Source organism: Sphingopyxis sp. (genome assembly GCF_036402335.1).
In the GTDB taxonomy this organism is placed as follows: domain Bacteria; phylum Pseudomonadota; class Alphaproteobacteria; order Sphingomonadales; family Sphingomonadaceae; genus Sphingopyxis.
This window is the reverse complement of the sequence record NZ_DASWTD010000314.1, coordinates 1-10,368: the sequence shown is the minus strand read 5'-3', so window position 1 is coordinate 10,368 and position 10,368 is coordinate 1. Positions and strand designations below refer to the sequence as shown.

Sequence of the window (10,368 nt, the reverse complement as noted above, 5' to 3'; positions counted from 1 at the left end):
CGCTCATCGATGCGAAGACCGCCATGAAATATCCGCTGAGCGCGCCGACCCGATAGTCGGTCCAAAGCGCGTCGGGGTCGGGATCGACGCCGCGCTGGCGGAGCGCCGCGATCCAGTGGTCGAACGCCGGCCGGTCGGCCGCGGCGCGCTCGAAGGGGTCGGCGATGCTCGTGCCAATCAGATAGGCGAGGTCGGTCGCGCCGCTGCCGCGCCCGAGCGTCTGCCAGTCGACCAGCCAGCAGCTTTCGCCATCGGGCGCGAAGAGGATATTGTCGATGCGCAGGTCGCCGTGGACGATCGTCCGTGCCGCGGTCTGCCGCGCGAGATAGGCGTCGAGCCGCTGGGCGATCCCCGCGCCGAGGTCGAGCACCTCGGGTTCGAGCCGCTCCGCATAGCGTTCGCGAAATCCCGCATAGAGCTGCGGGAACAGCGCGCGGATCACGTCGCCATTGTCACGTGCGAGCCAGGGGAGTGTATCGAGCCGCGGGTCGTTCCACAGTAACGCATGGAGCCCCGCTGCGGCGTCGATGCAGGGAACGAGCCCGGCCAGACCCAGCCCCGCGAGCTGGTCGCCCTGCCGCGCGGGGGCGAGGTCCGAGAGGATCAGGACAAAATCGACATCGTCGTCGGCGATCTCGGCATGGTGGCATGAGGGCGCGGCTACACCGCTTCCTGCCGCCAGTTCGCGGTACCAGCTGACTTCCTTGACGTATGTGCCCGTCAGTTTCGCGATATGGCGGCTCGCCTCGTCATGGCTCGGGCATTTGGCGACGACCGTCGACGGTGCGCCGAAATCGCCCGTCCAGTCGAGCGTCAGGCGAAAGCTGTCGCACATCTGGCCGGTGCCGACCTTGGCGACGGTGAAGCCGCGCAGTGTTTCGGCGCCCTGTCCCAGCGCCCCGGCCAACCATGCGGGCGACATTGCCTCGGGGCAGGTCGGGAAACTCATCGCGCCGGGTCCATCAGGCCTGCAAGGCCGGTGGGTTCATGCGGGCCCACGAACAATTGTTCGAGCACGCCGACCCCGCGATGAACATTGTCGCCATCGACAAGCTCGGCGGTGACGAGTGCCTGAATATGCATCGCCAGCGGATTGCCCCAGCCGCGTTCGACGTCCGAAAGCCTGTCGTACGCGACGGCAGGTTCGGGGCCATGGTCGAGGCCGTGGCCCCAGACCGGGTGCGTGTAGCCAAGCCCGCTCATCGCGAAGACCGGCCCGGTGGGCGTCAGCGTCAGCGAACGGCCGCTCCCCAGTTTGGCGGACATGCTGGCGATCCGCCGCGATCCGGGTTGCCAGTTTGCCGTAAAGGTTGCGGCGTCGAAATGCTGCTCGATCCCGCCATCGCCGACGATCACCGCGCGGCGGTTCCACGGATTGCCCGCGCCATCGTCGTTGCTGTGAAAGAAGAGCGAGCTGCCTTCGAAATTGCACGGTGTCCACAACCAGAAGAATTGGCTGAAATTGCCCTCGGGCGGCGGTTGGGGCTCGCTCGCGCCGACGGGGCGGACACCCCAGCTGCGGTCGCGCGTGCCGGGCCAGTCGGCGCCGGCATCGACGCGCCGGCCATCGACCGACAGCCAGCCCGACCAATGGCCGTTCTGCGTCATGCGCGTATAGTCCATGAACAGCCGTGTGCCGTTGCGGCGGATGAAGCGTGGTTCCTCGATCGGGAAATGGCGGCCGGTGAAACGCAGTTCGCCCGCGAGCGGCCCGTCGTTCGGCGCGATGGTCAGCGTGACGATCTCGAGCGGTATGTCGATGCCGAGCGCGATCGGTCCGACCGACAGGTTCAGCCGTTCGCCGCCCGAACGCCGGCTGGCGCGAAGATTATGCTGCACTCCGTCGACGATGACACAGAAGCTGGCATCGACGATGCCGAGCTGCGGATAAAATCCCATCGCCGCGGCAAAGAAGATCGAGCCGTCGGGGCTGTAGCCGTTGAAGAAATAGCGGTCGTAAAAGTTGCGGTCTGTCCCGGCGAACGCGATCGGTTCGCTGGTCTGATGCAACGGAAAATCGTCACCTTTGGTCAGCATATGTCCTCATCCCGTTTTTTCTTGCAACGTAACGGGGCGCCGGGATGCGTCAATGGGGCGCGGCGTCAATGCACTGGTGGATCCACCGGCGGCACGGCGGCGACGGGCGCGACCGGCTCGCCGGGTTCGCGTGGCGGCAGCGCGTCGGGCGGGACATCGTCGATTTGCATGTCGGGGGTCGGGACATGGTCGAGGTTGCGGACGCGCACGCCGATCGCTGCGCCTTCGACGCTCAGGTCGTTGAAGCTCGGCGGGGTCGAGCGGATGCGCCGCGACAGCGTGCCCGCGCCGATCATGCGAACGGGGCCGCCGGCGGTCTCTTTCACCAGATCGAAAGCATCGTGGACGTGGCCGGTGAGCACCGCCGCGACGCCGCGCTCGGCCAGCGCCGCGAGTGCGCGTTCGCCGCCGCGGGTCAGCGCGCGGCCCTTCGTGCCTGCCTCGACCAGCGGGTGATGCGCGGTGACGAGCACCGTCGTGCCGTGTGGCAAGGCATCGATCGCGGCGAGCGTCTTCTCCAATGCCCGCCTCGTCACCCAGCCCTTCGACCAGTCGAGACGCCATTGTGCGCGTGCAGTCGTCTTGAGCGGGACGACCACAACCCCCGCGAGGTCGAGTTCGCGTTCGACCAGCCGCTCAATCCCGCGGATGCGGCGATAGGGATAAAAGAAGCGGGCGACCGGGTTGAAATAGGGGAGGTCATGATTGCCGACCTCGACCGTCACCGGCACGTCGAGCGCGCCGATCCAGCCGCATGCGGCTGCGAATTCGCGGCTGCGCGCCCGCATGGTCAAATCGCCGGTGATCAGCACGGCATCGGGCTGCTCGCGTCGGACGCAATCGGTAAACCAGGCGAGCGCAGCGCGGTCTTCCAGCCCGAAATGGAGGTCGCTGATATGGAAGAGCCGGGTCATGCGGTGACGGGGGCCGTAGCGAGAAATGCGAGCGGGCTGGGCTCCAGGCGGTAGGTCGCGCCGGGCGGCAGTTCGGCCGGTTCGCCGTCGAGAAGCAGGCCGATCGTTCCGCTGCCTTCAATGACGACCGCGCGGCGCTCGGACAGGTCGACGCTTGGGCCTTCGCGAAAGTCGCCGCCGAGCCAGGCGATTCCGTGGCGCAGGATCGATCCCGCGCTGTCGGTGATCAGGCCTTCGGCGAGGATGCCGTCGGCCTTTGGTGTCAGGTTGATCGCCTGGAACGACTGGTCAGTGCCGCGGATGCGGACACCGTCGCCATGCAGCGTCGCATCGATCGCGTCGGGGATGGCTTCGGCAAGGCCGCTTAGGCTTAGCGAGCGGAATTGCTCGCGAACTTCGGCCCACGCCGTCGTCGGCCCGGCGATGACGCCGATGTAGGCTCGCCCGGCATCGCAGAGAATCGTTGGCGGATGGACTGCGCGTGCCTTGCCGCCCAGCGCGTCTCGTAAGGCCTCCTCGGGATTGCGATCGCCGTGCAGCGTCTTGTGAAACAGGTTGAGCGTCCCGCCCGGAAGCGGGAGCATCGCGCCGTTCCATGTCTCGAGCTTGCCAGCGGCCGCGTTGAGCGTGCCGTCGCCGCTCAGGACCAGCAGCAGGTCGACGCTGTCGCCCTCCAGCATGGTCGCAGACGGCAGATCGCCGTCGGGAAGAATGATCGTGCGGACGAGCGGCGCATCCGCGGCGCGACAGATCCCGGCCAAACGGCCGACGAGCGCCTCGTCAGAACTGCCGCTACGCAGGTTGCAGACAAGGGCGGGGCGGGTGAAGCTGGCGGTCATTGCCCTGTCCTACGCGCGAACGCCGAAAAGGTCGCGGCGCATATCGTGCAGCCGTCTTGTTCGGCGCCCCGCAGCCCTGTAGGGCGCGGAGAATGGCGGGGCCGGTTTCCAAAGGACGACGGTTGATCAAATTCCTTTTCGTGGTGCTGCTGCTCGTGCTGCTGTTTGGCGGCGGGGCCAAGATGATCGTCGCGGGGGGCGCGAAGTCGCTCAACATGGCCGACCGGCTGCTCGGGCAGGGCGATGGCGCGCGGCTGCTGCTCGCCGACCAGCCGTACGGCCGCGGGCCGCGCCAGTCGCTCGACATCTGGGTGCCCGAAAATGCCGATACGGGCGACCGGTTGCCCGTCATCGTCTTCTTCTATGGCGGCGGTTGGGACAGCGGCGAGCGCGACAGTTATGGCTTTGCCGGGCGCGCCCTGGCGCGGCAGGGCTTCGTTGTCGCGATTCCGGATTATCGGCTCGTGCCCAAGGCGCATTGGCCCGACTTTATCGAGGATAGCGCAGCGGCCGTGGCGTGGACGCACGAACATATCGCCAAGCTCGGCGGTGACCCCGACCGCATTGCGCTGATGGGGCATTCGGCGGGCGCCTATAATGCCGCGATGCTTGCGCTCGATCCGCAATGGCTGCGCGCGGTGAAGAGCGATCCGTCGATCATCCGCGGCGTCGCGGGGCTTGCTGGCCCCTATGACTTTCTGCCGCTCGAAAAGGGTGGCCGCGGTGACAAGGCGATGGGCAAGGTCAAGCCGATCGAAAAAACGCAGCCGATCCATTTCGCGCGCGGCGATGCGCCGCCCTTATGGCTCGCGACCGGCGATGAGGACGACACCGTGCGCCCGCGCAACAGCCAGAACCTCGCCGCGGCGATCGATAAGGCGGGTGGCGCAGTGACGCTGCGCATCTATCCGGGCATGGGGCACACTGGCATCGTGATGGCGCTCGCTGCGCCATTTCGGGGCAAGGGACCGGTGCTGGAAGAGGCGACTGATTTCCTGCGCGGTGTGACGGGGCGCCGCATTGTGCCAACGACAGAGGCCGTGCGGTGATCGCCGCGATCCCGGCGATCGTCCTCGCGGGCAGCCGCCCCGGTCCCGACCCGCTGCTGACGGGGAGCGGCGCATCGACCAAGGCGTTGCTGCCGATCGCGGGACAGGCGATGCTTGTCCACGTGGTAAAGGCGCTCCGCGCGTCGCCCGAAGTCGGCACAATCATGATCCTCGCGCAGAACAGCGCCGAACTCGCGGCCGAGCCAGGACTGATGGGACTCGCCGACCTGCTTTTCGCGGATTCGGGACAGGGGATCAGCAACTCGCTCGCCGCAGCGTTGCCACCGGGCGACGATCCGTTGCTCGTGACGACCGCCGACAATGTACTGCTTACGCCGACGATGATCGCCGAATTCCTGAGCGGAGCCGGAGACAGCGATGTCGCGGTCGCGATGGTCGAGCGCGAAATTCTGCTCGCGCGCTATCCCGAATCCAAACGCACCTGGCTGAAATTCCGTGGCGGCTGGTGGTCGGGGGCGAATATGTTCCGTTTGCGCGGGCGCCGCGTGCTGCCGCTGCTCGATTTCTGGGGGCGTATCGAGCGCGATCGCAAGAAGGGGCTGAGAATTATCGCCGCTTTCGGTCCGTGGCTGCTCATCGGAGCGCTGCTTCGCCTCTTTACGATCCAGCAGGGCGTCGCGCGCGCCGGGCTGCGGTTCGGGCTTCAGGCGAAGGTCGTCCCGATGGCTGATCCCGAAGCGTGCATCGACGCCGACAAGCCCGCCGACATCGAACTGATCGAAGCGATATTTGCCGCGCGGCGGCAAGGCGCTATAGGGCAGCCCCTATGACCATCGACAAAGCCATCATCCTGTCGGCCGGGCAGGGCTCGCGCCTGCTGCCGCTGACCCGCGACATCCCCAAATGCCTGATCGAGTTCAACGGCCGTAGCCTCATCAGCTGGCAGGTCGCGGCGCTCGTTGCGAACGGGATCAAGGACATCGTCGTGGTTACGGGCTTTCGCACCGAACGCGTCGAGGACCATGCGCTGCAGCTTTACCGCGACACTGGCGCGCGCATTCGCACGCTCTTCAATCCCTTCTTCCAGGTCGCCGACAATCTCGGCACCTGCTGGATCGCGCGCGAAGAGATGGACCGCGATTTCATCATCCTCAACGGCGATACCATCATCTCGGACGAGATCGTCGCGAAGCTGATCGCGGGCGCGAACGAACCGATCAACGTCACCGTCGATGTCAAGGCCGACTATGACGACGACGATATGAAGGTGAATCGCGACGCCGAAGGGCGCCTGCATCACATCGGCAAGCGGCTGCTGCCGCCCGACACCAATGCCGAATCGATCGGCATGCTGGCGTTCGTCGGCGACGGCCCGTCGATCTTCCGCAATCAGGTCGACCAGATGATGCGTACCCCCGACGGGGTCGAGCGCTGGTACCTCCGCGCGATCGACATCATCGCCAAGGGCAACCGCGTCGGCACCGTGTCGATCGAAGGGCTTGAGTGGCAGGAAGTGGACTTCCCGCAGGACGTCGAAGCCGCCGATGCGCTGACCGCGAAATGGGCCGAAGAAGGCCGCTACGCGAAATAGGGTTTGAGCCAGCCGACAACGGCTGCCGTCTCTGCCTCATCCAGCTTTACCGCCTGTCCGAGATCGGGCTGCGCTGGCCAGCCGGCATCGGCGATGGTCAAACCCGCGCCGCTGCGTTCGCCGTCATAGCGGGGCAGGACGTGGAAATGGACGTGCGGGTCAACCATCATCAGCATGAGATAATTGATTTTCGCATAGCCGACGGCTCGGGTCAGCGCGGCTTCGATCGCGTGGGTTGCAACCTTGAGTTCGGCATGCGCCTCGGCGGGCAGCTCGCCGAACGCCCGCGCATCCGACTTCGCCGCCAGCACCAGCGCGCCGAGCGTCGGCTGCGCGGGGCGCAGCAACACGACCCAATGCTCATATTCGGCGATCAGCGTGGCGGGATGGCCGAATTTGGCGATGGTCTCGTTCATGCTTCTTCCATCCAGCTGACGATCGGGCGGCCCGAACGCTTTACGGCATAGGCCTGCACCAGCCGCACCGCGTGGACGACCAGCGAGATGACGGTCCACCATGCCAGCGCGATCAGCCCGAGGTCGGGGCGTCCGGCAAGCGTCGCGAAGAAGAGGATCGCGATATTCGGGTTGCGCCGCGCGGTGATCAGGCGGAAGTCGCTGTCGAACTTCTGCCAGACATGGATGTCCATGCCGAAGTCCTTGATGAACAGTCCCTCGATCACGCGCTGGAGGATATAGCCGGCGACGACCGCAATCATGACTAGCAAGAAGGTCTGGTTCGAGAGGGCGAGCCCCCATGTGCCGAGCCCGACACCCCAGAAATACCACCAGAAAGGGGGATGGATCAGGTCGACGCCGTGGTCGGCGACATTGCCCCATTTCGACGAGGTGATCGTGCAGCGCGCCAGCTTTCCGTCGACGGTGTCGAGCACCATGAAGATGAAGCCCGCGAGCATGCCGGTCCAGTAATGGCCGTAGGCGAAGAGATAAGTGGCATAGATGCAGAGCGCCGCGCCGATCGCGGTGACCATGTTCGGGGTCATGCCGATGCTCGCGGCGCCGCGCGTCAGCCACAGCGCGATTTCGGGCCACAGATATTTGGTGAGCGCGTCGGTGACGCCCTTGTAGGCGCCAAAATAGCTCTTCCGTTCGATTTCGCGCCGCGTCTCGGGGGTCAGTCGCTGGACGAACGGACAGTCGAGCTTGCGGAGCTGCCTGTTATAGATTTGCGGATTGTCGCGATAGTCGATGATCGTGAGTTCGCTGCGATGTCCCGCGATATCCTCGGGCCGCATCCCGCCGGTAAGATGCGCCATCACGAGCGTGTCGCCGTCCATCAGCACCGCGCCGGGGAGTGTCAGCATGTGGCGCAGCCACACTGGATCGAACACGTAATCCAGATTGACGGCGAGCTCTGCGCCTGACGCCGGAATGGTTTCGGGCAAGCCTTCCGCGCGCGCCAGCCGGCGTAGCCGTTCGGCATTGGTCATGCCCCACAGCAGCGTCGGATTATCGCCGATCGGCGTCAGGGCGGGCAAGGACTTGGCGTCGGTCATCCGCCGCTCTTATCCTGCCCGGCGTTCTTTGCAAGGAAGCGCGAGATCGCCTCGGCGCCGCGCTGCGCCGCGCCGGCCGGGTCGCCGCCGATCGATTCGGCCAGCCTGTCGCATTGTGCGTCAACGTAGTGCACGTGCCGAGCGGGCGCCTGGTTGAGCGCGAACGGCAATTGGGTCAGGTCGTCGATAACATCGCCAAGGGTCCAGAAGAGGTAATCGGGATCGCCGACCCAATCGACGCGATGCGCGTTGAGGAACAGGCACGGGCGTGGGGAACCAAGAAATTCGTAGACCTGGCTGCTGACGTCACCGAGATAGATGTCGGCGCCGCTCGTATAGCTCATATCGAACAATCGGTCGGATTGCAGGTCGATCAATATCTTGTCCGGCACGGCGAGTTGCCGAATGGCATCGCGCGCGGCATCGCCCGCCTCGGCGAACAGTCTGACATGCGGGGCAACCACCAGATTGTAGCGATCCTGACCGGCGAACCAGTCGATGATATCGCGGCCGAACCGGTCCCACGAAGACAGCCCGCGATGGAAATGTGGTGCATAAAGAACGGTCGGGCGACCATTGTCGAACAGGGGCTCGCGCATTTTCTGCAGCCGCGTCATCAGGTCGAGCTTCACATAGCCGTTGACGGCATAATGACCGGGGCGGATCGTCCCCGCTTCGAGCAGGCGCTGCTCGCTCTTTTTGCCCGCCACCAGCACGAAATCGAAATGCCGGTCACGCGGATCGAGCATGATTGCGCGGTCGCCCGCGCCATGTGGAGTGAAGATCAGGTGCGTCCGGCGCGAAAGGAAGTGCCGGATCGCGGTGGTCGTCCGTTCGGGGACGACGATCGCGTCAAACTGGCGCAGGAAACCGAGCGCGCCGAACAGGATGGGCAGGCGCGGATGGCGGATGAGCGCGCGATCGCGCAGCCAGCGGCTGATGCCCCGCTGGCCGAGCAGCGTGACGCGCGGAGCAAAGCCCGGATAGGCGTCTGCCACCTGGTCGACCATGCGCAGATGATCCGGGCTCGCGACGGCGACTTCGACCTGATGGCCCTCGGCCGCCATTTCGGCAGCGATAGGAAGTGCGTGGAATATCTGGTGGGGTTCGCCGATGAACAGGAAGAGGATACGCATTATCGGGCCCTGATCACCGCGCCCGCCGCGGCGTCCTCGAAATCCGCTGCGTGCCAGCCATGCTGTGCTGCCAGCCGGACGAATTTGTCGCCGCGGCCGACCAGCCAGGCCTCGCTGGCGAGGGCAAAGGTCGGCGCGTCGCTGAGATGGTCCGAATAGGCACGAATATGGGGGGTCTTGCCAGCACCATTGGCTGCGAGCCATTCGGCAACGCGGCGTGCCTTTTCGGCACCGTAGCAATTGGGCCCGTCGAGGGCGGGCAGCCAGTTCCCCTCGGCGCCGCGCCGGTGACGCGAAGCGACGGTCGCATCGAATCCGAGCGCGTCGGCGATCGCGACGGCGTAGAATTCGGGCGCGGCGGTCGCCATCAGCAGCCGGTATCCCGCGGCGCGGTCGCGCGCGATGCACGCCGCGGCGCCTGGCGGAACATCCTGAGGCACCCGCCACGCGGCGAAGCGCGTAGCGAGCGCCTCGGCGCGTGCAGGCGATATGCTGGCACCGAGCATCAGGCGGATGGCGGCCGGCTTGAACCGGTCGCGCCCGTAGAGGCGGAGTGCATAGCCGATCATCAGCGCGGCGAGCGCCGGAAGCAGCAGCAACCGCCACGGCGCCTCGCGCCACGCCGCCCACAACAGGAACAGGGTAAAGGTCGGTTTGCGCAGCACGGTGCGGTCGAGATCGTAGACAGCGATGCGGGCGGACGGGGGGATGTCGGTCATGCGTCCTGTTCCCCCAGCAATCGCAGCCGGCGACCGGTCTTGCCCAGCGAGGCGCGATCGGCGAGCGGCAAGGCAAAGCGCATCGCCAGCCAGACCGACGTGGCGGCGATCAGCACGATCAACGGCAATGAGAACAGGTCTGGCAGACGGTCGGCGAGCAGTGTGAGCGCGCCCGCCGCCAGCGTGATCGCTATCGCGCGAATGGCGACCGCGGGGAATTGCGCATCGAACGGGTGAAGTTTTTCGGTAAACGCGAGCTGCAGCATCGGAATTCCCGCCATCGCAACGACCCCGATCGCGGTGGCAAGCGTGACTCCGGTCAGCGGATCGAGATGGCCGACGATCAGCCACCCCGCACCCACCGCAAGACCGACGCCGAAGATGCTGGCGGTCAGCTGCTGGCTGAAGGCGGCAACCACTTGCAGCACCGGCGCCGCGATGCCGAGGACCGCCTCTGCCGCGCGAGCGAAGAGCAGGATGACCAGCGCAGCCTGCGCGGCTTGTGCCTGCGGCCCGAACAGTCCCAGCAGCGACGCGCTGCCCGCAGCAAGCACGGCGGCGAGGGGGAGGGTGATCGCCGAGATCAGCCGCGTCGCATAGGCGTAA

The 10,368-nt window shown here is 66.1% G+C and carries 11 protein-coding genes and 1 pseudogene; 3 read left to right on the top strand and 9 right to left on the bottom strand.

All coding sequences use genetic code 11. The features are described 5' to 3' along the window. The 4 genes from VGD20_RS09780 to VGD20_RS09765 all read right to left on the bottom strand — a co-directional run. The coding region (locus tag VGD20_RS09780; protein WP_331134258.1) for an aminoglycoside phosphotransferase family protein at positions 1 to 949 on the bottom strand (949 nt) is incomplete at its 3' end. Beyond that, entirely contained in the window at positions 946 to 2,037 is a 1,092-nt protein-coding gene (locus tag VGD20_RS09775) for a hypothetical protein (RefSeq protein WP_331134257.1), read from the bottom strand. The genes VGD20_RS09780 and VGD20_RS09775, both read right to left, overlap by 4 nt. A gap of 65 nt (positions 2,038 to 2,102) precedes the next feature. Then, positions 2,103 to 2,951: a metallophosphoesterase gene (locus VGD20_RS09770; RefSeq protein ID WP_331134256.1), complete on the bottom strand. Its 849-nt coding sequence runs from the start codon at positions 2,949 to 2,951 to the stop codon at positions 2,103 to 2,105. Beyond that, positions 2,948 to 3,790, bottom strand: a complete 843-nt coding sequence (locus tag VGD20_RS09765; RefSeq protein WP_331134255.1) for a diacylglycerol/lipid kinase family protein — start codon at positions 3,788 to 3,790, stop codon at positions 2,948 to 2,950. The genes VGD20_RS09770 and VGD20_RS09765 overlap by 4 nt, the downstream gene beginning before the upstream one ends. Positions 3,791 to 3,912: 122 nt before the next feature. On the opposite strand from VGD20_RS09765, the gene VGD20_RS09760 reads away from it, so the two are divergent. From VGD20_RS09760 to VGD20_RS09750, 3 genes are read left to right on the top strand one after another with little or no spacing between them, the layout of a single operon-like run. Further along, positions 3,913 to 4,839, top strand: coding sequence for an alpha/beta hydrolase (locus VGD20_RS09760; RefSeq protein WP_331134254.1), 927 nt, complete (start codon positions 3,913 to 3,915; stop codon positions 4,837 to 4,839). Continuing rightward, positions 4,836 to 5,630, top strand: a complete 795-nt coding sequence (locus VGD20_RS09755; RefSeq protein WP_331134253.1) for a nucleotidyltransferase family protein — start codon at positions 4,836 to 4,838, stop codon at positions 5,628 to 5,630. The genes VGD20_RS09760 and VGD20_RS09755 overlap by 4 nt, the downstream gene beginning before the upstream one ends. Further along, positions 5,627 to 6,391 (top strand): sugar phosphate nucleotidyltransferase, encoded by a 765-nt coding sequence (locus VGD20_RS09750; RefSeq protein ID WP_037517822.1) that lies wholly within the window; start codon positions 5,627 to 5,629, stop codon positions 6,389 to 6,391. The genes VGD20_RS09755 and VGD20_RS09750 overlap by 4 nt, the downstream gene beginning before the upstream one ends. Here the strand turns inward: VGD20_RS09750 and VGD20_RS09745 are convergent. The 5 genes and pseudogenes from VGD20_RS09745 to VGD20_RS09725 all read right to left on the bottom strand — a co-directional run. After that, complete coding sequence (locus VGD20_RS09745; RefSeq protein ID WP_331134252.1) at positions 6,379 to 6,807, bottom strand: HIT family protein; 429 nt, start codon at positions 6,805 to 6,807, stop codon at positions 6,379 to 6,381. The genes VGD20_RS09750 and VGD20_RS09745 overlap by 13 nt on opposite strands. Further along, positions 6,804 to 7,907: a CDP-alcohol phosphatidyltransferase family protein gene (locus tag VGD20_RS09740; RefSeq protein WP_331134251.1), complete on the bottom strand. Its 1,104-nt coding sequence runs from the start codon at positions 7,905 to 7,907 to the stop codon at positions 6,804 to 6,806. The genes VGD20_RS09745 and VGD20_RS09740 overlap by 4 nt, the downstream gene beginning before the upstream one ends. Next, a complete protein-coding gene (locus VGD20_RS09735; protein WP_331134250.1) occupies positions 7,904 to 9,043 on the bottom strand; it encodes a hypothetical protein in 1,140 nt (379 codons plus the stop codon). The genes VGD20_RS09740 and VGD20_RS09735 overlap by 4 nt, the downstream gene beginning before the upstream one ends. Then, the gene (locus tag VGD20_RS09730) at positions 9,043 to 9,762 is read right to left on the bottom strand and encodes an HAD-IB family phosphatase (RefSeq protein ID WP_331134249.1); all 720 of its coding nucleotides are present in this window, start codon (positions 9,760 to 9,762) and stop codon (positions 9,043 to 9,045) included. The genes VGD20_RS09735 and VGD20_RS09730 overlap by 1 nt, the downstream gene beginning before the upstream one ends. Beyond that, positions 9,759 to 10,368 (bottom strand): annotated as a pseudogene (locus VGD20_RS09725) (polysaccharide biosynthesis protein); the annotation flags it as partial. The gene VGD20_RS09730 and the pseudogene VGD20_RS09725, both read right to left, overlap by 4 nt.